Genomic DNA, 20,456 nt, shown 5'->3' on the forward strand with positions numbered 1-20,456 from the left:
ATCGTGCCGTGTAGTCAGATTTCACACGACGAGGTCTAAAACGCGACGCTAAATCCCGTGCTTGCGCAGGAAACCCTTGGTTTGCGCGACGCAGTCATGCCACGCGGGTTCGTATCCCAACAGAATATGGTTCTTGCTTTCCAGCGGCACGAATTCCGCGTTGTCGATGCCGATGGCCAATTCGCGGCCCTGTTCGATTGATATCCGCTGGTCCTCGCGCGCGTGGAACACGATTGTCGGCGCCTTGACCTTGGAAAGGCTGTCGCGCACGTCGATTGTTCCGAAAGCCTCCTGAAAGCGTACCGCGTTTTCGGGAGAGACGGTCAAACGCTGGAATTCATCGAACCAGGCCAGATCCTCCGGCTTGGCATCCGGCATGAAGGTCTGGGAAAAGATGTGGCGGTAGGCCGGGTTGGCGGTGCCCCAGCCGTGGCGGGTCAGGGTCAGCACCGCTTCACGCCGCGCCTGTTCCTCCGGGCTCGCGCCGATGCGCCACCCAGTCGTGTACCCGGCAATCAGGATCAGGCCCGAGACACGTTCAGGATGGCGGGCGGCGTATGCGACGCTCACAGCACAGCCTTGCGAAATGCCCAGCAGCGGGAAGCGTTCCAGCCCCAGCGCATCGACAACGGTTTCCAGATCCTTCACGAAGGCGTCGAAGGTGATGTCGGGCACGTCCCAATCCGACAGGCCGTTGCCGCGTTCGTCATAGCGGATGAACCGCCGACCGGTCGCGCAGGCGTCGAACGTCGGACCCCAGATCGGGCTGTTGCAATCAAGCTCCAGATGGTTGAGCCAGTTGGCGGCCTTGACCAGCGGCGGGCCCTCGCCAATGCTGGCATGGGCAATCCGGACGCCATCGCTTGCCCGGCAGAATCCGATCTGCTGCTTGCGCAGCATACGCCGCTGTATTGTTTCATCCGGACGGGCGTGCAGGGTGCCATCGTCCAGGGCCTCGGTGACGTCCGGCATCAGAGGGCCCGAGACCTGGAGCCCGGCGTCTTTGGCAGCCGCAAGGAAATCCGCCTCGCAGTGGCGCGCTTCCTGTTCCCGCCCGGTGTGCGCCAGCGCGTGGATGAGGCTGCGCGCGGCTTCTTCCTGCAACGGGGTCTGCTCTTTCCAGTGGCGCGCCCATTTCACCGCTTCCACCCGGTCGATCTCCGGGTGCAGCGCCAGCCTGCGCAACACGTTCAGGCGCAGCAGGTGCACATCTTCACGCTCCGACAGCAGCCAGTTGTCGAAATCCGCATCGCCCGCATGGTCCAGCCCGTCCAGGAACGGCAGTTCCAGCTGGCTGGCCATCACACGCAACTCCGGCGGCGGGATAAACGGCGGATCGTCGAGCAGACGTGCCCGTATGCCCAGCAGATCGACGGTTGCGGTTTCCGCAGCAAAGGCCACGCGCTCGCGGTCGGCAACGATGCGCGGGGTTGCCGCGTCATCCACAACGGCACGCAACCTGCTCAGCGCCCAGCGGAGCGAGCCGCGCGGGTCATCAGGCAGATCCCAGAAGAGCTCGCACAGCCGTTCCCGCCGGACAGGGCGCGCCGTGGCGACCAGATAGCCCAAAACCGCCCGCGCCTTGCGCGAGGCAGGCAGCGAGACGGGCGTGCCATTTCGGGTGACCGACAGCTCGCCCAGCAGGGAAATGCGCAGCGAAGGGTTCATAAATCCGGCTTGTGCCTCAATTAACACGGGGTTTCTAGAAAAATTAAACGCTCACTACCACGCTCACTCACACGGTGGGGCAGGAGAAGGGCGCGTTCGTTTATGATTTTTGGAGATTACGATGACTAAGCAATTGCCCCATGAAAACACCCGTCCCTTTTTGACGGATGCCGGGCTTGAGACCTGGCTGCTCTTTCAGCAAGGGTTCGATCTGCCGTATTTTGCATCCTTCGCGCTGTTGAATGACGCCAAGGGCAGCACGGCGATGACCGAGTATTTCACCGGCTTTCTGGATCTGGCGGCCAAACAGGGCACCGGCTTCGTGCTCGACACCTGCACCTGGCGGGCCAACCCTGACTGGGCGGCGCGCATGGGCCACGATCTTGTGGCGCTGGAAGAAATCAATGCGCAGGCGGTATCCTTTGCGGCAGCGCTGCGCGCACAGCGGGCGGAAAATGCGGATGTGCTGATCAACGGTGTCGTCGGGCCGCGCGGAGACGGTTACGATCCGGCAACCGTGATGTCGGTCGTGGAGGCGCGCGCCTACCATCAGTTCCAGGTGGATGCGCTGAGCCGCAGCGGGGCCGATCTGGTGTCTGCCATTACCATGACCAATACACCGGAGGCCATCGGCGTGGCGAATGCAGCGGCCAAGGCGGGCATTCCCTGCGTCGTCAGCTTTACGGTCGAGACGGATGGCAAGCTGCCCACCGGGCAACATCTGTCCGAGGCCATTGCCGAGACGGACGCGCAAAGCGAGGTGCGCCCTGCCTACTATATGATCAACTGTGCGCATCCGGATCACTTCCGCGATGTACTGGGGGACGGGAGCTGGACCGACCGGATTTGCGGGCTGCGGGCCAATGCGTCGCGCATGTCGCACGCCGAGCTTGACGCCTGCGAGGAGCTGGACGACGGCGATCCGCAGGAATTGGGCAGCCTTTATGCCGATCTGCGGCGCTATCTGCCGCGGTTGAACGTCTTTGGCGGCTGCTGCGGGACCGACTTGCGCCACGTGAGCAGCATTTGCCACGCGGTGCATGCGCCGCAGGTCGCCTGAGCCACATCACTGGTATTGCACGGACACCGGCGCGGGATTGAGAGGACCTCGCCGGAGATATCGGGCAGCGGGGTGCATTTCCCCCGCTGCACCCTCTCATTTTTGTTTAACGATTGGATAAGACGATGATGAAATCTGTTTTTCTGGGTGCGGTGTTGGCCCTGGCAACGCCATTGGCTGCGATGGCGGCAGAGCCGATCACCCGTTTCGATGTGGCGGAGGATCACACCCGGTTCGCCTTTGCCCCCGCACCGGTGCACGAAAGCGGCATGCCCGCCCATGGCAACCCTTTTGTGACCCAGGGCTACATCTATCCTGCGGGCACGCTGAAAGACGGAATGGACGGGGTCCTCGCGGATGGCAGCCCGGCCTTCCCCGAGCTTGTCCTGGGCACATGGACCTGTGACGGCTGGTTCGTGGGCGAGGGGGGCGATGCCACGACGGGCGTCTGGCTTGTCAGCCGCCAGATCCTGCAGTTCACCTCCGGCGATGTAATCATCACGCAGGGCACCGAACTTGCAGATGTTGGCGTTGCAAATACCCGTCCCATCACCGCCGCCACCGGTGCCTTTGACGGTGCGGGTGAAGTGATGGAGCAAACGCTTCTGGGCTTCAACACGCATATGGGGGTGCAGACGCGCCTTGTCATTCCCGAGGATGATTACGCCGCCCAATACCGGTTTTTCGAAGACTGATTTTTCAACATTTGCCGTCCCTGTCGCGCGTTTTTGTGGGCGCGTGGTGGGGCATGGCACTCTTTCAAAAGGAACACTTCATGACAATGCATCACACTGAAGGTCTGGCCTTTCGCGCAGCCCAGCCGGATGACGCGGATCATCTGGCCAATTTCGCCGTTCTGGCCAGCAAGGGCCTCTCTGAAATCACCTGGGAAGACCTGCGGGAGGGGGATGAGACGGCGTTGGACGTTGGCCGCCGCCGCGCCCGGCAAACCACGGGTGGATTTTCCTACCGCAATGCGGATGTGGCCGTGCGGTCAGGCGCGGTCATCTCGGCCATCATCTCCTACGCCATCGAACAGAGCGGGCCCGTGGATACGTCCGGCGTGCCCGAGATATTCCACCCCCTGATCGAGCTGGAAGAGCAGGCGGCGCCAAGCTGGTACGTGAACATCCTCGCCACCTATCCGAACGCGCGCGGGCTGGGGGCGGCATCTGCCCTCATGGCGGGGGTAGAGACGCGCGCGAAGAAGCAGGGGCACAGCCGGATGAGCATCATTGTTGACGCGGTAAATCCGGCCATGAAACTCTACGAACATCTGGGCTATGCAGAGGTGAGCCGTGCCGCCTTTGCCCAGCCTGGGCCGGATGATCCTGAAGGGTTCTGGGTGCTGATGATCAAGAAACTTCGCTAGGCCCGCCACCCACCGGGCGGCAGGACGGGTCAAGACATCCCGGCCTGCCGTTCGCCCGTCTGGGATCAGGGTGAAAACGGTTCGTTCTGCCTGTGCCCGGGCAAGACATTTCGCGTGCGTTTCAAAACCGATGGCGTTTGCGGAAAGCCGCGCTAAGTGAATGAGCAACCAAGAATACCAGGGATCGATATGAGCGGAAAACCCAGTGTTGCGATCATCGGCGCGGGCCTCAGTGGCTTGCGTCTTGCACAGCGGTTGACGCCTGTGATGCAGGTAACAGTCTTTGAGAAGTCACGCGGGCTGGGCGGTCGCATGTCCACCCGTCGGAAGGATGGGTTCGCGTTCGACCACGGGGCGCAATATTTCACCGCACGCAGTGCGGATTTCGAGGCCTTTCTGCGCCCTTATCTGGAAAACGGCACAGTGCAGATGTGGGCGCCACGCCTTGCACAGCTGGCCAGTGCAGAGGTGCCGCCGCGCTGGACCGCGCCGCGCTATGTTGCGATGCCCGGCATGACAGGCCTGGCAAAAGCCATGGCGGCCGAGCTGACTGTGCACCGCGCCGTTCAAGTGGACCGGCTGGTCCGGTCCGGCGATCAGTGGCAGGTGCTGGACGCGGAAGAGACCGATCTGGGCTGGTTCGATTGGGTGATCAGCACGGCACCATCCTCGCAGACCGCCCGCCTGATGCCGCCCGCGTTCGCCGGTCACCCCTCACTTGAAGCCGCGGTGATGCAAGGGTGTTATAGCCTGATGCTGGGGTTTGACACGCCGCAGGTGCTGGACTGGGATGCCGCGTGGGTGGGGCAAGATCCGCTGGCCTGGATTGCCGTGAATACCTCGAAACCCGGGCGTCCCGCCCAGTACTGCATCGTGGCACAGACCAGTAACCGCTGGGCAGACACCAATCTGGAACGAGATCAGGACACTGTCCGCGCAGAGCTGATTTCTGCGGTCGAGGCGGTCACCGGACTTGCGGCATCGACCGCCGCTTACATCAGCCTGCACCGCTGGCGCTATGCCAGTGTGGCTGCGGCCTCAGGCGCACCTTACCTGATTGATCGTGACAACCGACTCGCCGCTGCAGGAGACTGGTGCGGCGCAGGCAAGGTCGAGGCAGCATTTGACAGCGCCTCCGCCCTCGCAGACGCGCTGGAGCTCAGCCTGTCGGGATGAGCAGTGCTGCGCCCCCGGCATAGATCAGCCGCAAAGCCAGCAGGGTCAGGATCACGTTCAGGATGCGTTTGAAACGGGCCTCGTCAATGCGCATGAGAACCGAGCGCCCGACAATCGTGCCTAAGAACCCGGCGAGAATCAGCAGGGCGATAAAGCCCGCCCATTGCGTGAAGGCAAAGCCCAGCAGGCCAAAAGCGATGGTTTTCAGCAGATGTTGCGCGGTCATCATCGCCGCATGGGTGCCGACATGAGCGACCCGGTCGAGGTCCAGCGTTTTCACGAAGGCCGCGACAAACGGGCCTGTGCCGCCGACAAACATGGTCAGAAAGCTCGAAAAGGCACCGGTGACAGCGGACGAACGCTGCATCAATGCCGGGATCGGCAGGAAAACGGTCCACAGGATGAAGGCCCCGACCGTGATCTGCAAGATACCGGCATCGAGCTGCACGACAACGCTGCTTGCCAGCGCAATGCCGATCACGGCACCGATGAGAAAGGAGATCAGGGCGCTTCGGTGAATATGCCTGAAAAACAAGATCGTACGGCCCGCATTTGATCCAAGTTGGACAAGCCCATGCACTGGGATAATGGCGGGCACAGGCAGCAGTGTGGCCAGAACCGCCAGCATGACAGCACCACCGCCGATCCCAAAGGCCGCCGTGATCAGGGAGCTGAAAAAACTGACCGCGATGGTAGCCGTTGCAATGGGCCAGCCGAGACCGGCGTGCATCAGATCAGCGAGCATTCTGGGGTACGGTCGCTGACCGGCGCGCTGTGGTAGATCGTTGATAAAACATGAGGTATTTCTTGCAATACATTGATATATTAAACAACTTTTACATTCATCTGTCCCAGGCCCTCAATCGCGAGTTCCATGTCATCGTCTTTCTGAACAGGCCCTACGCCGGCAGGGGTGCCCGACAGGATGACGTCGCCTGCCGCCAATTCGAAATAGTCAGACAGGTAGGAGATCATTTCCGGCACCTTCCAGATCAGTTGGTTCAGATCACCTTCCTGTCGCAGCGCGCCATTTACCCGCAGGGTGATCGCACCGTGATCGGGGTGTCCGACGTCCGCGACGGGATGCACCGGACCAATGGGTGCGGAGCGTTCAAACGCCTTGCCGATTTCCCACGGGCGCCCGGCCTTCTTCATCTCGCCCTGGCGGTCCCGGCGCGTCATGTCCAGCGCCAGGGCGTAGCCAAAGATGTGGTTCAGCGCCTCGGAGACGGGGATTTCCGTGCCGCCCGACTGCAGCATCACCGCCAGTTCCGCTTCGTGATGCACGTCAGAGGATTGCGCCGGGTAGGGAAACTCCCCGCTGGGGTCAAGATTGTCGGGGTTCTTTTGAAAGAAGAACGGTGCCTCGCGGTCAGGGTCATGGCCCATTTCGATGGCATGGGCGGCGTAGTTCCGACCGATGCAATAGACCCGGCGCACGGGGTACAGCGCGCTGCTGCCCGCAACCGGCAAGGCGATGATTTTTGGGGCATCTATGACATAGTCAGGCATTCTTTCTCCACCGCTTCTGATCCGGTTGTCTGACCATACCGCAATTGAAGCCGGGCGAAACCACTCTCTTGAGCGCGGGTGAAAGAGGCACAGACGAAGGGTTTTGCCCGCGCCCGCCGCGGCCTATAAGACGGGTACTGGGACGGAAACGATATGAGATTTCCAGCGGTTGGTCCCGACATAGGTCCCGCGCAGTCGGGGCATGACAATAAGGACGGCACGATGCATTCAACGATGAAATCAATGCTGCGCGATCATCCGGCGGAGGCCTTGGCCTTTGGCGCGCCGGGCAGGCCGTGGATGACCTACGGCGGATTGCGGGAGCTGTCGCAAGAGGTTGCTGACGCCCTGCATGCGATGGGCATCGGGGTTGAGGACCGGGTGGCCATAGTGTTGCCGAACGGGCCCGAAATGGCCGCCGCCTTTGTTACGATTGCACAGGTCGCCACTACTGCGCCGCTGAACCCGGCCTACCGCGAAGAAGAATATGACTTCTACCTCTCGGACCTGAATGCCAAGGCGCTTGTAGTTGCCGAAGACGAGGAGGGGCCGGCCGTGGCAGCCGCGACCAAGGCGGGGATGTCCATTGTTCGGCTCTGCGTCCCTGAGGGGGCGGCGGCGGGCTATTTCTCGCTGCAGTCGGAGGCGTCCGGGGCGGCAGACACGCGGGAACCGGACGCGGAGGATGTGGCGCTGATCCTGCATACCTCCGGCACCACTTCACGGCCCAAGATCGTGCCCTTGAGCCAGGCGAATGTCGCGGCCTCGGCGCATCACGTGGGGGCCTCGCTGGACCTTTCTCCTGCGGATCGGTGCCTGAACGTAATGCCGCTTTTCCATATTCACGGGCTGATTGCTGCGGTGACGGCCTCGCTGGCTGCCGGGGCGTCGATCTGGTGCGCGCCGGGGTTTGACGCTCTGCGGTTCTTTGGCTGGATGAAGGATGCGGAACCCACATGGTACACAGCGGTGCCCACGATGCATCAGGCGATCCTGACCCGCGCCCCGCGCAACGCCGAGGTGATTGCGCAGGGCCGGTTGCGCTTTCTGCGCTCTTCGTCCGCGTCACTGCCTGCACAGGTCATGCGCGCGCTGGAAGAGACATTCGGTGCACCGGTGATCGAAGGCTACGGCATGACAGAGGCGGCCCACCAGATGGCGTCGAACCCGCTGGGCGCGGGTCGGCAGAAGTCCGGCTCGGTTGGCGTGGCCGCAGGGCCGATGGTGCGGATTGCCCATGAGGCCGAGGATCACCTCATGGAGGGGACCGGCGAGGTGGTGATTTCCGGCCCCAATGTCACGCCCGGCTATGAGAGCAACCCGGAGGCCAATGCCAAAAGCTTTTTCGAGGCTGAGGGGCATCGCTGGTTCCGCACCGGCGATCAGGGTGCTTTTGATGCGGAGGGGTATCTGCACCTGACCGGGCGGCTGAAAGAGATCATCAACCGGGGTGGTGAAAAGATCAGCCCGCTGGAGGTGGACGGCGTTCTGATGGATCACCCGGCGGTGGCGCAGGTGGTGACCTTCGCCTTGCCGCATCCCAAGCTGGGGGAGGAGGTTGCCGCTGCCGTGGTGCTGCGCGAGGGGCAGAAGGCCAGCGCGCAGGATATCCGCGATTTTGCCGCCACCCGTATTGCCGATTTCAAAGTGCCACGTCGCGTGATCGTGATGGAAGAGATTCCGAAAGGGGCCACCGGCAAGATGCAGCGGATCGGTCTGGCAGAGAAGCTCGGGCTGGTGGAGGGGGCCTGAGATGTTCCTTTTCAAGCATGAAGTTTTCTGCGCAACGCGCTGCTACAGAATAGAAAAAGAGATGTTTCAATGAAAATATGCATCTTTGGGGCCGGGGCGATTGGCGGTTACATGGGGGTCAAGCTGGCGCAGGCCGGGGCGGATGTCAGCCTGGTGGCGCGGGGCCCGCATCTTGCCGCAATGCAGCAGAACGGTCTGACGCTGATTGAGGACGGGCAGGAAACTACGGTGCCGGTCACCGCCAGTGACGATGCAAACACGCTGGGGCCGCAGGACTATGTGATCGTCACGCTCAAGGCGCATTCCGTGCCCGCCGTTGTGCCCATGATGCAGCCGCTGATTGCCGATCACACGACGATTGTCAGCGGTGTGAATGGCGTGCCCTGGTGGTATTTCCACAAGATCGGCGGACCGCTGGAAGGCACGCGGGTGCAGAGCGTCGATCCCGGAGATGCGCAGTGGAACGGCTTTGGTCCGGACAGGGTGCTGGGCTGCGTGGTCTATCCGGCGGCGGAGGTCAGCGCGCCGGGCACGGTTCGCCACAGTGAGGGCAATCGCTTTTCGCTGGGAGAGCCGGATGGGTCGAAATCCGACCGGGCGCAAGCGCTCTCCAAGGCGCTGATGGCAGCGGGGCTGAAAGCACCGGTGCGGCCCCGGTTGCGCGATGAGATTTGGGTCAAGCTCTGGGGCAACCTGTCGTTCAACCCGATCTCGGCGTTGACCCATGCCACGCTGGATGTGCTCTGCACGGATCCCGGCACGCGGGCCGTGGCGCGCGGTATGATGATCGAGGCGCAGCAGATCGGGGAAGCGTTGGGCGTGAAATTCCCCATCGACGTGGAGCGGCGGATTGATGGCGGCGCGGCGGTTGGTGCGCACCGGACCTCGATGCTGCAGGATCTGGACGCGGGCCGCCCGATGGAGATCGACGCGCTGGTCAAATCCGTTCAGGAGCTGGGACAGATCACGAGAGTACCGACCCCCACCATTGATACGGTGCTGGCGCTGATCCAATTGCGGGGCCGGACGGCGGGCCTTTACTGACATCCCCTGCGGTTTTGAGACAGGGCGCGCATTGCGCCCTAACGCCGCAGCGGGTTTCTGACCTTGCGCATCCCGTTGTTTGCGCCATCTGATGGGGGGAGAGTTTCGCGGGACGCATGATGGTATTGAAGATCGCCAATCTGGCAAAACGATACGCTGAGGGCGGCGAAGCCGTCCTGAAAGATGTCTCCTTCGACATGGCAGCGGGAGAGACCCTCGCCCTCGAAGGGGAATCGGGCAGTGGCAAAAGCACGCTCTTGCATCTTGTGGCCGGGCTGGACCGGGTCAGCGGCGGTCGGATCGAGGTGGATGGCGCGGATATCACCGGCTATTCCGATGCCCAGTCGGCGCAGATGCGGCGCCGGGTCGTGGGGTTGATCTTCCAGCAGTTCAACCTGATCCCCAGCCTGACAGTCGAGAGTAACATCGCCTTTCACGCACGTCTGGCCGACCGGCACGATGCGGAATGGGCGGCGCATCTGGCGCAGGTCATCGGTTTGGATGCGCATTTGCAGAAATATCCGGAGGCCCTATCGGGTGGACAACAGCAGCGGGTCGCGATCGCCCGCGCCCTGGCCGCGCGCCCCCGGTTGCTGCTGGCGGATGAACCCACCGGAAATCTGGATGAAACGACGGCGGATGCGGTGCTCAAACTGATGCTGGAGACTGCTGCCGAAGCGGGCACGGCGCTGTTGATGGTCACCCATTCCCCGCGTCAGGCCGCCCGCATGCAGCGCCGCTTGACCCTGTCCCACGGCAAGGTGCATGCAGCGTCGCCCGCGAGGCATGTGTCGTGATCCGATTGGGTCTTTCGGCGCTGCTGTCCCATTGGCGGCGCAACCCCTGGCAATTTGCCACCCTGATTGCCGGTCTGGCCTTGGCGACGGCCCTGTGGTCCGGCGTGCAGGCCATCAACGCCGAGGCGCGCGCGAGCTATGATAGTGCTGCGGATGTGCTGTCCGGCGGGGGGCTACAGCAAATACGCCGGGCGGATGGCGCACCCTTGCAGGTCTCCGAGTATGTCGAGCTGCGCCGCATGGGCTGGCAGGTGAGCCCGGTGCTGGAGGGGCGGCTGGCGTTTGATGACCAGACGATCCGCCTCACGGGGATTGAGCCGCTGACCCTGCCGCAGGCCGCCGCCGGCGACACGCTCGTGCAACCCGCCGATCCCGACGATGGGCTCTTTGCCGAGGGTGATGTGGTCTTTGTCCATCCCGATGATGGGCCGCTTTTTGATGGGCGTGCGGTCACCGTTCGGCCCGACGCATCGCGGCCCCCCGGCACCGCCGTGACCGACATCGCCACGGCAGAACGCCTGTTGGAAACCCGCGATGAGATCACCCGGTTGATTGTCGCGCCCACGCAGCCCTTGGGTCTACCCGCCTTACCGCCGCGCTATGTGATGACAGCGCCGGGCACCCAGAACGATGTGGCGCGCCTGACCGAAAGCTTTCATCTCAACCTCACCGCTTTTGGCCTGCTGTCCTTTGCCGTTGGGATTTTCATCGTCTATGGCGCGGTGGGGCTGGCCTTTGAACAGCGGCGCGGCGTGTTTCGGACCCTTCGGGCGCTTGGCCTGCCGCTGCGGACCCTGATGGGGTTGCTGGCGGTCGAATTGGGCGTCTTTGCGCTGATTGCCGGGGGCATCGGTGTGACCCTGGGCTACTTGATCGCAGCGGCCCTGCTGCCGGATGTGGCGGCGACGCTACGCGGCCTTTACGGCGCGGATATCACGGGCCAGCTGCAGCTGCGCCCGGCGTGGTGGCTTTCCGGTCTTGGGATGGCGCTGGCGGGCACGGCCATTGCCGCCACCGCCGCCCTGATCAAACTGGCGCGGCTGCCTCTGTTATCTTTCAACCACCCGCGCGCGATGAGCATGCACGCCGCGGGCGCGGCGCGCTGGATGGCGGCTGTCGCCCTTGGGCTTTTTGCCCTTGGGGCTGTGATCGCCTGGGGCGGGCAGGGTCTTTTTGCCGGGTTCGCATTGCTGGCCTGTCTGTTGATCGGGGCGGCTTTTTGCCTGCCGTTGCTGCTGTCTTCGGCGCTGCTGCTGGCGGGGCGCCTGCATCGCTCCGTGCTGGCGGAATGGTTCTGGGCCGACAGTCGCCAGCAATTGCCCGGCCTCTCCATGGCGCTGATGGCGCTGCTGCTCGCGATGGCCGCAAACATCGGCGTATCGACCATGGTGTCGAGCTTCCGGCTGACCTTCACAGGCTATCTCGATCAACGGCTGGCCTCGGAACTCTATCTGACGGCGCAGACCTTCGAGGAGGCGCAGGAACTGACCGCTTTTGCGCAATCCGAAGGTGCCACCGTATTGCCGATCATCTGGCAGGACCTGCGCATCGGCGGCTTACCGGCAGAGATTTACGGCATTCGCGACCATGTCACCTATCGCGAAAACTGGCCTTTGCTGGCGGCGGTGCCAGATATCTGGGACCGGGTGGCGCGGGGCGAGGGTGCGTTGATCAATGAACAACTGGCGCGCCGTAACGATCTTGCGCCTGGGGACATGCTGGAAACCGGCGACAGGGTGCTGGGCGTCTATGGTGACTATGGCAATTCCGCCGGACAGGTGGTGATCTCGGATGCGCTCTTTGCCCAGCGGTATCCCGAGGTGCAGGCGCTGCGCTTTGGCCTGCGCACAGAGGATGCCGCCCGCCTGTCCGAGCGGCTGGAGGCGCGGTTCGACCTTACCGAAGACGCGTTGATCAACCAATCAGAGCTCAAGGCCTTCTCGCTGGCGGTCTTTGAACGCACTTTCTCCGTCACCGCGGCGCTGAATGTGCTGACGCTCTCGGTGGCCGGGCTGGCGCTGCTCATCGGGTTGCTGACGCTGGCGAGCCTGCGGTTACCCCAACTGGCGCCGGTCTGGGCGCTGGGGCTGACCCGCCGCCACCTCGCCACGCTTGAGCTGGCGCGGGCGCTTTGCCTGGCGGTTGTGACCGGGGTGCTGGCGGTGCCGCTGGGGCTGGCGCTCGCCTGGGTGCTGCTTGCCGTGGTCAATGTCGAGGCCTTTGGCTGGCGTCTGCCCATGTTCCTCTTCCCGCTGGATTACCTGAAACTGGGGGCGCTGACGCTGCTGGCCGCTTTTCTGGCCGCACTCTGGCCCGCCTTTCGTCTTGCGCGGACACCGCCCGATCAATTGCTCAGGGTGTTCAGCAATGAACGTTAGGTCTTTCCTCCTATGCGCCTTCATGGCGCTGGCCTTGCCCACAGTAGTGGCCGCGCAAAGCTTTGCAGGCCTTGGCAGCGACGCCGAAGGCTTCGCCACGCCCGAACGCGGATACGTCTTTCAATTCCCCAAAGACCACGGCGCGCATCCCGCTTACCGGATCGAATGGTGGTATCTGACCGCCAATTTGCAAGACGCCGAGGGCACGGCCTACGGGCTGCAATGGACGCTGTTCCGCAGCGCGATGGCACCGGAAGAGCGGGCAGGGTGGGACAGCCCGCAGCTCTGGTTGGGCCACGCGGCGGTCACTACGCCCACGGCGCATTTCGTAGCGGAACGGCGCGCGCGCGGCGGGATCGGGCAGGCGGGGGTGATTGCCGATCCCTTCGAGGCGTGGATCGACGAATGGCACATGACCGGGGCCGATATGCAGCAGATGCGCCTTGTCGCGGCGGGGGATGATTTCGCCTATGACATGCAGCTGAGCGCCAAAGGTCCGCTGATCTTTCATGGCGAAGACGGCTATTCACAGAAATCCGGCTCGGGACGGGCGAGTTATTATTACTCGCAGCCCTTCTTTGAGATCACGGGCATCCTGACCCTGCCGGAGGGGCCAGTTGAGGTCACCGGGCAGGCGTGGCTGGACCGGGAATGGGCGTCACAGCCTCTGGGTGCCTCGCAGGTCAGCTGGGACTGGTTTTCCATGGCCTTCGAAGGGGGCACGCGCTTGATGGGGTTCACCCTGCGCGACAGCGCCGGACCGGACTACACAGCCGCCACTTGGATCGAGCCGGACGGGCGTACTACGGCCTTCCCCGATGGCGCATTTTTCGCCGAACCGCTTGGGCAGAGCGATGTGGCCGGGCGTGACATCCCCACCCGCTGGCGTGCCGTGCTGCCGGAGAAAGGCGTGGATGTGACCGTTGAGGCAATCAACCCGCAAGCCTGGATGGCGACCTCCATTCCCTATTGGGAGGGGCCGGTGGTGATCTCGGGCAGTCATAGAGGGCGCGGCTATCTGGAGATGACGGGCTATTAGGCGGCCGCCTGACGTTTGGTCAGACCTCATTCCATGGCGTAAATGCTTTGCGGGGCCGCGCACGGGTTGTAGAATTCGCAGGAACTCTACGGAAAGGATGCGCATGAGCCGCTCGGGAACAGTCACGCGTCGCGGCCTGATGATCGGTGCTGTCGCAGTTGCGGGCGGCGTGGCCTTTGGCAGCTACAAGGTGCTGGTGCCGCATGCCAACCCGCTGGCCAAGGGACTGGGCCCGGATGAAGTCAGCTTTAACCCCTTTATCCGTGTGACGCCCGATGGAATCACGCTGATCGTATCGCATGTCGATCTGGGGCAGGGGGCCGCGTCGATGCAGGCGGCTTTGATCGCCGAGGAGATGGACATCGCGTTCGGGCAATTCACCCTGGAACAGGCACGTCCCGATCCCGCCTACTACAATACCGCCATGGCGGATGAGGCCGTGCCCTTCATGTCGACGGATACCGGGTTTGCGGCTGAAACCATGCGCGGTGTGATGGGTGCTGCGATCAAGGTCGCCGGGGTGCAGGTGACCGGCGGCTCGACCTCGGTGCCCGACAGCTACGAAAAACTGCGCATCGCCGGGGCCGTTGCGCGCGAAACCCTGAAGGCGGCTGCTGCAGCCGAAACCGGCCACGACGTGGCCCTGCTGACAACTCAAGACGCCCATGTGATCCTGCCGGACGGGCAGGAAATCCCTTACACAACACTTGCCGCGACGGCAGCCACGCTGGAGCCTGTATCGGACGTGGCTTTGCGCACGCCAGAGGCCTGGCGGATGCTGGGAAAGCCGATGCAGCGTCTTGATATCGTGGCGAAATCCACGGGGCAGCAGCGCTATGGGATAGATCTGCAGATGGAGGGCATGGTGTTTGCCGCCGTCCGGTGCAACCCGCACAAGGGCGGTGCGCTTAACGGCTTTGAGGCGGCGCAAGCCCTGACCCTGCGCGGTGTGCAAAAGGTTGTGCCCGCCACCGGTGGCGTTGCCGTGATTGCCGAAAACACATGGTATGCGCTGCAGGCACTGGATGCGATTGACTATGATTGGGGACCAGCGCCCTATCCCGCCGAGCAAGCGGATCACTGGGCTGCGGTGGCCGCCGCATTCTCGCCTGACACGCTGGATCGGGTCTGGCGCGACGATGGCGATGCCAGCACCGCGACGGCGGAATACAGCGATATCGAGGTGGAATACCGCGCGCCCTATGTCGCGCATCAGCCGCTGGAACCGCTGAGCGCCGTTGTGCGCGTCACCGACGACCAGGCTGAGGTCTGGGCGGCGCATCAGATGCCGCGCTTTGTGCAGAAGCGGGTGGCCGAGAAGACCGGGTTGCACCCCGATCAGGTCCTGTTTCATAACCAGTTCGCCGGGGGCAGTTTTGGCCACAGACTGGAGTTTGATAACATCGACCGCGCAACCGAAGTGGCGATGCAGCTCAAAGGCACGCCGGTCAAGCTGATGTTCAGCCGCGAAGAGGATTTCGCGCAGGACTACCCACGCCAGATCGGCATGGCGCGGGCGCGCGGGCAGGTCGAAGGCGGTCAGGTGACGGCGCTTGATCTGGAGATTGCAACACCCTCGGCCGTGCGCAGCCAGATGGGGCGCATTGGTGTGCCGGCGCCGGGCCCGGATACGCAGATCGCCGCGGGCGCGTGGAACCTGCCATATGCGATTCCGCATTTCCGCGTGGCGGCCTATGCTGTACCTGAATTGGCATCCACCAGCTCATGGCGCTCGGTCGGGGCCTCCACGGCTGGGTTTTTTGCCGAAAGCGCCCTGGACGAGCTTATCCACGCCGCCGGTGCCGATCCGATGGAAGAGCGGTTGCGGCTGGTCAATGACCCTGTTGCGCGCGGCGTGCTCGAAGCGGTGGCGGAAATGTCTGATTGGGGCAGCCCCATGGGTGACGGGCGGGGCAGGGGTGTTGCCCTTGTCAATTCCTTCGGCGTGCCGGTGGCTGAGGTGGTCGAGGTGACGCAAACGCCTGACGGCATCCGCATTGATCGCGTTTGCGTCGCCGCCGATGTGGGCCGCGTGATCGATCCGGTGAATTTCGAAAACCTCGTTCAGGGCGGCGTGATCTGGGCCCTTGGCCATGCGATCAATTCGGAGATCACCTATGCCGACGGTCAGGCGGAACAATCGAATTACCACGCGGCAGAGGGGATGCGGTTTTATCAAACCCCGGAAGTCCTGGTGCGAGGCGTTGAAAACGCAGACAGAATTCGCGGTATCGGAGAACCGCCGGTGCCCCCCGCAGCCCCCGCTCTGGCCAATGCGGTCTTTGCGGCGACCGGTCAGCGGTTGCGGGAGATGCCCTTCAATCGGCACGTTGACTTTATCTGAGACAACACGCGTGCTGTTGCAGCACGGTGGATAAATGGTATCTCACGGGGACAATGCTGTCGCGGGGGCACCGCGCGGCCTGATTGGAAAGGGTGAGCTCTTGGATTTTGCAGCCTCGGAAGAACAATCCGCAATCTTCGACATGGCATATGCCTTTGGGCAGGAGCACATCGCGCCTCATGCGCAGGCGTGGGAGGCTCAGGGCACGATACCCAAGGACTTGTGGCCGAAGGTTGCGGAACTGGGGCTGGCGGGTATCTACGTCTCCGAGGAGTTCGGCGGGTCAGGGCTCAGCCGGCTTGACGCAACGCTGGTGTTCGAGGCCTTGTCGATGGCCTGTCCTGCGGTCGCCTCCTTCTTGTCGATCCACAATATGTGCGGCGGCATGATCGACAAGTTCGGTTCCGACGAGAGCAAGGCTAAATGGCTGCCGCGGCTGTGCCGCATGGAGACGATCTTTTCCTACTGCCTGACGGAGCCGGGGTCGGGCTCAGACGCCGCCGCCTTGCGCACGCGCGCCGACCGCAGCAACGAAGGTTTCGTGCTGAACGGTACCAAGGCTTTCATTTCCGGCGGCGGCTATTCCGACGCATACCTGACCATGGTACGGACCGGCGAAGACGGCCCTAAAGGTATTTCCGCCATGGTTGTCGAAACCGGCAGTGCGGGGCTGTCGTTTGGCGGATTGGAAAGCAAGATGGGCTGGCGGGCCCAGCCCACAGCTCAGGTGCAATTCGACGACTGTGCTGTGCCTGCCGAAAATCTGATCGGCGAGGAAGGCCGCGGATTTTCCTATGCCATGGCCGGACTGGACGGCGGGCGCCTCAACATCGCGGCCTCTGCCTTGGGCGGCGCGCAGGCGGCGCTGAATGCCGCGCTGAGCTATGCGGGAGAGCGCAAAGCCTTTGGTAAATCAATCGATCAGTTCCAATCTCTGCAATTCAAACTGGCGGATATGGAAGTGAAACTGCAAGCCGCGCGCGTTTTCTTGCGCCAGGCGGCCTGGAAGTTGGACAGCAAGGCACCGGATGCCACAAAATTCTGCGCCATGGCGAAGGTTTTTGTGACCGATGTGTCCTTTGACGTGGCCAATGATGCCCTGCAAATCCACGGCGGCTATGGTTATCTGACCGACTACGGTGTCGAGAAGATCGTTCGCGACCTGCGGGTGCATCAAATTCTGGAAGGCACCAACGAGATCATGCGCCTGATCGTGTCGCGTCAGATGATTGCCGACAACGCCGCCTGACAGTGCATTGATCTGAACCGGATTTAGTCGGGTATTAAGCGTCGCTTCATAACTCTTTGCCATACCTTGGCGCGTGACCGGTGCGCCGGCCTCTGCTTGCATGGCACAGGAAAATGATGTGACAATGACCCATACGACTGATGCGCCAATTGGCCATGACGTACCTAAAAAAGTGCTGATTGTGGACGATTCCCGGGTCATGCGATCGTGGCTGCGGGCTGTTCTGTCTGCAGATCGACGATTGAATGTCGTAGGTGAGGCCTGCAACGCCATCGAAGCGCGGGACTACCTCAAGGCACACGCCGCCGATGTGCTGACACTGGACATCGAAATGCCCGGAATGAGCGGGCTTGATTTTCTGACCCGGCTGATGCGGGCGCGTCCCATGCCCGTTGTTATGATGTCGAGCCTGACTGCGGCAGGCAGTGATGCAGCCATTCAGGCCCTGTCCCGCGGCGCGATCGATTGCATGGTCAAACCCTCCTCGGCCTATGGCGAGGAACTCACTCAGGATATCTGCGAACGCGTGTACCACGCAGCCTGCACCCGACCTTCACAATTGCAGATGCGTCTGAAGTCAAACGCGGGCAGTGCTGCGCCAGAGGAGGCAGTTGCGACACCTGCCTCATTCGGTGTGCGCGAGCCCTGTCGCCGCGGCGCGATCATCCTTCTTGGGGCCTCTACCGGTGGTGTTGCCGCTTTGGAGACCGTGCTGCCCATGCTGCATCCGGACGGACCACCTGTGGTGGTTGTCCAGCATATGCCTGGTAATTTCCTATGCAGTTTTTCTGAGCGACTGAACCGTCAGTTGCGTCAGAACGTGTACCTCGCCCGGGAAGGCCATGCGCTGCACAGAGGGGACATCGTACTCGCTCCTGGAAATGGCAAGCACACGGAATTGCTACGTAAGGGCGGGCGCTGGTTTTTTCAATTTGTGCCAAACGATCCTCCGGCCTTGCATTGTCCGGCGGTCGATGTGCTTTTTTCTTCCGCTGTTCCAGAAGCGAAAAATGTCTCGGCTGCCCTGCTGACCGGATTGGGTCGCGACGGGGCGGAGGGTCTGTTGAAACTGTCACAAGCCGGGGCGAAAACCTTTGGTCAGAACCAAGATACCTGTGTCGTATACGGTATGCCGCGTGCCGCGAAAGCGTTGGGTGCGGTGCAGGAGGAAGTATCTCTGGAGCGCATCGGACCTGTGCTGCGTGACAGTCGAATTGTGACACGGCGCCCGCACAATCCGTCGGACACGGTAGCCATCAGATGACTGCATTGCGCATTCACATTACGCAGGGAGAACAGGCAGTCGGGTCCGATCCTGATCTAGTGATTACCACTCTGCTGGGATCCTGCGTATCTTGTTGTTTGTGGGATCCGGTAGTTGGTGTTGGTGGTATGAACCATATGCTGCTGACCACCAGCGCCGCGGAATCTGGAGCTTGTAATCTTGTCGGGATCAATGCGATGGAACTTCTGATCAACGAGATACTCAAAAAGGGTGGCCACCGCGACCGGCTTCGCGCCAAAGCGTTTGGCGGCGCCCAGATGGTGTCTGGCTTGAGTGAGATCGGAAAACAAAATAGCGCTTTCATTTTAACGTTTCTCGAAAAGGAGGGTATTACCTGCGAAGGGCATTCTCTTGGTGGAGAAACAGCAAGACATTTGATGTTCTGGCCGGCCACAGGTCGTGTGATGCAAAAAATCCGTGGCGATGACCTTCAGGAATCTGTGTCTCTAGTGCAGGCGCCTGTCAGTGACGGGAATGAGCTTGAGCTGTTTTGACAACCTGGGTAACTGATGCTGAAATGCTCAGGTCGGGACCGCTTTGGTGCCAAAAAATTGGAAGTTCAATTAGAATTGAGCGAAGATATCATTCGCAGAAGTGAATGGTGTTCAGCCTACTTAGCCTAAGATCATTGAATTTTCTGCGGTTCTAATCTTGTAGCACTACTGAAAAGAATGGATCTCCTCGACAGGCTGCATGTACAGTATTTCGCTGGGTAGTGGTAACGTGTTACTCTCTCTACTGCCTTTGATCGTGAAATTCGCACTGCGAGTATGCAGTCAGCTATTTTGGAACTGATTACTGAAGGTCGTAAAGGATTTTAAATTTCAAGACAAAAGGATGTAGTGGCAACTTTTTTATTTGTTTAGAGTTCACTTGTGGTGTTCGAAGTATTTCGTGCGCTGGGGAGCGCTTACGGTAGGTGAAGCTCAGATCTTTTGCGTAAGAAATTCACGAACTCACATTCTTGAAGTTACTGTCAATTTGACTAGCGGGTTATGAGAGTTAAAGGGGCTGCCCTTCAGAAAAGATCTAAATCACTATCGGCTTCATTTGTGTCACCAAAATGGGGATGATCCTCGCCGTATAGCAAAGACTGGGTTGCCTTTAGCTTTAACCCGGCACGTACTTTCTGCAGTTCAACTGGACCCAGGTGAGGTCTTTCCTGTCTACTTAACAGAAGCGTCATAAGTGCCAAATCTTCCAAAGATTGGCGTAAGAAATCCAGAGCCTGCAGGTTTTTTATCATGTGCGAATCTGAAGCTTTTTGTTCTTCTACCGCTCGACCAATTGTGCTTTCGACTTCGAATACCTGACCGGCGAGTCTGTCCAAGTAAGTTGAAACCCTTTGGATTACTTCGCTGATGCGCTCCTCTGAATTGACATGAAGGCCCATCTACAAGCGACCCACCACGGCCTCTATGCAATTGCGTAACCCTGCCTGTTCAAATGGCTTTTTCAAGTAGTTATTCATCCCTAGTTTTTTGCCATGATCGACGATTTGTTGCTCGGCGCGACCGGTAATCAGGATAAACCCGACGCCCTTAGTTTTGGGTGAGGTACGCAAATGGTGGAGTAGTTGCAATCCATCCATTTGTGGCATGTTATAATCTGAAATTACTAGGTGAACGGGATGCGTCGCCAGCGCCTTGAGTGCATCCACCCCGTTTTCAGCTGTTGAAACATTCCGTATGCCAAAGGCATCCAATGCTTGCGTAATCAAGCCACGACTAGTGGACATATCGTCAACAACCATAATTCTAATTTGGTCTCGCAATGACAT

Annotated in this window: 18 protein-coding genes; 13 read left to right on the plus strand and 5 right to left on the minus strand. The window is 61.4% G+C overall.

Annotated features, from left to right (window positions below; translation table 11 throughout):
* Positions 1–48: 48 nt before the first annotated feature.
* Positions 49–1,668: an alpha/beta fold hydrolase gene (locus Q1A07_RS16860; RefSeq protein WP_299783192.1), complete on the minus strand. Its 1,620-nt coding sequence runs from the start codon at positions 1,666–1,668 to the stop codon at positions 49–51.
* Between the two features lie 121 nt (positions 1,669–1,789).
* Between Q1A07_RS16860 and Q1A07_RS16865 the strand changes: the two genes are divergently transcribed.
* The 4 genes from Q1A07_RS16865 (at position 1,790) to Q1A07_RS16880 (ending at position 5,276) form a co-directional block, all read left to right on the plus strand.
* Positions 1,790–2,728, plus strand: a complete 939-nt coding sequence (locus Q1A07_RS16865) for a homocysteine S-methyltransferase family protein (protein WP_299783193.1) — start codon at positions 1,790–1,792, stop codon at positions 2,726–2,728.
* A gap of 125 nt (positions 2,729–2,853) precedes the next feature.
* Entirely contained in the window at positions 2,854–3,423 is a 570-nt protein-coding gene (locus tag Q1A07_RS16870) for a hypothetical protein (protein ID WP_299783194.1), read from the plus strand.
* Positions 3,424–3,503: 80 nt separating this feature from the next.
* A complete protein-coding gene (locus Q1A07_RS16875; protein WP_299783195.1) occupies positions 3,504–4,100 on the plus strand; it encodes a GNAT family N-acetyltransferase in 597 nt (198 codons plus the stop codon).
* Between the two features lie 189 nt (positions 4,101–4,289).
* Positions 4,290–5,276, plus strand: a complete 987-nt coding sequence (locus tag Q1A07_RS16880; protein WP_299783196.1) for an NAD(P)-binding protein — start codon at positions 4,290–4,292, stop codon at positions 5,274–5,276.
* Here the strand turns inward: Q1A07_RS16880 and Q1A07_RS16885 are convergent.
* Both Q1A07_RS16885 and Q1A07_RS16890 read right to left on the minus strand, forming a co-directional pair.
* Complete coding sequence (locus tag Q1A07_RS16885; protein WP_299783197.1) at positions 5,260–6,021, minus strand: sulfite exporter TauE/SafE family protein; 762 nt, start codon at positions 6,019–6,021, stop codon at positions 5,260–5,262. The genes Q1A07_RS16880 and Q1A07_RS16885 overlap by 17 nt on opposite strands.
* Before the next feature lie 80 nt (positions 6,022–6,101).
* Positions 6,102–6,788 carry a fumarylacetoacetate hydrolase family protein gene (locus tag Q1A07_RS16890; protein WP_299783198.1) on the minus strand — a complete coding sequence of 229 codons (687 nt, stop codon included), beginning with the start codon at positions 6,786–6,788 and terminating at the stop codon, positions 6,102–6,104.
* A gap of 222 nt (positions 6,789–7,010) precedes the next feature.
* On the opposite strand from Q1A07_RS16890, the gene Q1A07_RS16895 reads away from it, so the two are divergent.
* The 9 genes from Q1A07_RS16895 (at position 7,011) to Q1A07_RS16935 (ending at position 19,170) form a co-directional block, all read left to right on the plus strand.
* Complete coding sequence (locus Q1A07_RS16895; RefSeq protein ID WP_366944113.1) at positions 7,011–8,540, plus strand: acyl--CoA ligase; 1,530 nt, start codon at positions 7,011–7,013, stop codon at positions 8,538–8,540.
* A 69-nt stretch (positions 8,541–8,609) separates the two neighbouring features.
* Positions 8,610–9,584, plus strand: a complete 975-nt coding sequence (locus tag Q1A07_RS16900) for a 2-dehydropantoate 2-reductase (protein ID WP_299783200.1) — start codon at positions 8,610–8,612, stop codon at positions 9,582–9,584.
* A gap of 119 nt (positions 9,585–9,703) precedes the next feature.
* A complete protein-coding gene (locus Q1A07_RS16905) occupies positions 9,704–10,381 on the plus strand; it encodes an ABC transporter ATP-binding protein (RefSeq protein WP_299783559.1) in 678 nt (225 codons plus the stop codon).
* The gene (locus Q1A07_RS16910) at positions 10,378–12,759 is read left to right on the plus strand and encodes an ABC transporter permease (RefSeq protein ID WP_299783201.1); all 2,382 of its coding nucleotides are present in this window, start codon (positions 10,378–10,380) and stop codon (positions 12,757–12,759) included. Before Q1A07_RS16905 ends, Q1A07_RS16910 begins: the two co-directional genes overlap by 4 nt.
* The gene (locus Q1A07_RS16915) at positions 12,749–13,798 is read left to right on the plus strand and encodes a lipocalin-like domain-containing protein (protein WP_299783202.1); all 1,050 of its coding nucleotides are present in this window, start codon (positions 12,749–12,751) and stop codon (positions 13,796–13,798) included. Before Q1A07_RS16910 ends, Q1A07_RS16915 begins: the two co-directional genes overlap by 11 nt.
* Positions 13,799–13,901: 103 nt before the next feature.
* A complete protein-coding gene (locus Q1A07_RS16920) occupies positions 13,902–16,142 on the plus strand; it encodes a molybdopterin cofactor-binding domain-containing protein (protein WP_299783203.1) in 2,241 nt (746 codons plus the stop codon).
* Positions 16,143–16,242: 100 nt separating this feature from the next.
* The gene (locus Q1A07_RS16925; RefSeq protein ID WP_299783560.1) at positions 16,243–17,391 is read left to right on the plus strand and encodes an acyl-CoA dehydrogenase family protein; all 1,149 of its coding nucleotides are present in this window, start codon (positions 16,243–16,245) and stop codon (positions 17,389–17,391) included.
* A gap of 100 nt (positions 17,392–17,491) precedes the next feature.
* Positions 17,492–18,655, plus strand: coding sequence for a chemotaxis-specific protein-glutamate methyltransferase CheB (gene cheB / locus Q1A07_RS16930; protein ID WP_299783204.1), 1,164 nt, complete (start codon positions 17,492–17,494; stop codon positions 18,653–18,655).
* Between the two features lie 128 nt (positions 18,656–18,783).
* Positions 18,784–19,170, plus strand: a complete 387-nt coding sequence (locus tag Q1A07_RS16935; RefSeq protein ID WP_299783205.1) for a chemotaxis protein CheD — start codon at positions 18,784–18,786, stop codon at positions 19,168–19,170.
* Between the two features lie 524 nt (positions 19,171–19,694).
* On the opposite strand, the gene Q1A07_RS16940 is transcribed toward Q1A07_RS16935, so the two are convergent.
* On the minus strand, positions 19,695–20,069 hold the full coding sequence (locus Q1A07_RS16940; protein ID WP_299783206.1) for a hypothetical protein: 375 nt from the start codon (positions 20,067–20,069) through the stop codon (positions 19,695–19,697).
* Complete coding sequence (locus Q1A07_RS16945) at positions 20,070–20,456, minus strand: response regulator (protein WP_299783207.1); 387 nt, start codon at positions 20,454–20,456, stop codon at positions 20,070–20,072.

This window comes from uncultured Roseobacter sp. (genome assembly GCF_947492555.1).
Lineage (GTDB): Bacteria > Pseudomonadota > Alphaproteobacteria > Rhodobacterales > Rhodobacteraceae > Roseobacter.

What these genes read in the sequence shown, in the direction of transcription:
- Q1A07_RS16890 (WP_299783198.1), bottom strand. Translation starts at nt 6,788, where the DNA reads ATGCCTGACTATGTCATAGATGCCCCAAAAATCATCGCCTTGCCGGTT.
- Q1A07_RS16905 (WP_299783559.1), top strand. Translation starts at nt 9,704, where the DNA reads ATGGTATTGAAGATCGCCAATCTGGCAAAACGATACGCTGAGGGCGGC.
- Q1A07_RS16875 (WP_299783195.1), top strand. Translation starts at nt 3,504, where the DNA reads ATGACAATGCATCACACTGAAGGTCTGGCCTTTCGCGCAGCCCAGCCG.
- Q1A07_RS16900 (WP_299783200.1), top strand. Translation starts at nt 8,610, where the DNA reads ATGAAAATATGCATCTTTGGGGCCGGGGCGATTGGCGGTTACATGGGG.
- Q1A07_RS16870 (WP_299783194.1), top strand. Translation starts at nt 2,854, where the DNA reads ATGATGAAATCTGTTTTTCTGGGTGCGGTGTTGGCCCTGGCAACGCCA.
- Q1A07_RS16860 (WP_299783192.1), bottom strand. Translation starts at nt 1,668, where the DNA reads ATGAACCCTTCGCTGCGCATTTCCCTGCTGGGCGAGCTGTCGGTCACC.
- Q1A07_RS16920 (WP_299783203.1), top strand. Translation starts at nt 13,902, where the DNA reads ATGAGCCGCTCGGGAACAGTCACGCGTCGCGGCCTGATGATCGGTGCT.
- Q1A07_RS16945 (WP_299783207.1), bottom strand. Translation starts at nt 20,456, where the DNA reads ATGTCATTGCGAGACCAAATTAGAATTATGGTTGTTGACGATATGTCC.
- Q1A07_RS16940 (WP_299783206.1), bottom strand. Translation starts at nt 20,069, where the DNA reads ATGGGCCTTCATGTCAATTCAGAGGAGCGCATCAGCGAAGTAATCCAA.
- Q1A07_RS16915 (WP_299783202.1), top strand. Translation starts at nt 12,749, where the DNA reads ATGAACGTTAGGTCTTTCCTCCTATGCGCCTTCATGGCGCTGGCCTTG.
- cheB (WP_299783204.1), top strand. Translation starts at nt 17,492, where the DNA reads ATGGCACAGGAAAATGATGTGACAATGACCCATACGACTGATGCGCCA.
- Q1A07_RS16895 (WP_366944113.1), top strand. Translation starts at nt 7,011, where the DNA reads ATGCATTCAACGATGAAATCAATGCTGCGCGATCATCCGGCGGAGGCC.
- Q1A07_RS16880 (WP_299783196.1), top strand. Translation starts at nt 4,290, where the DNA reads ATGAGCGGAAAACCCAGTGTTGCGATCATCGGCGCGGGCCTCAGTGGC.
- Q1A07_RS16865 (WP_299783193.1), top strand. Translation starts at nt 1,790, where the DNA reads ATGACTAAGCAATTGCCCCATGAAAACACCCGTCCCTTTTTGACGGAT.
- Q1A07_RS16935 (WP_299783205.1), top strand. Translation starts at nt 18,784, where the DNA reads ATGAACCATATGCTGCTGACCACCAGCGCCGCGGAATCTGGAGCTTGT.
- Q1A07_RS16885 (WP_299783197.1), bottom strand. Translation starts at nt 6,021, where the DNA reads ATGCTCGCTGATCTGATGCACGCCGGTCTCGGCTGGCCCATTGCAACG.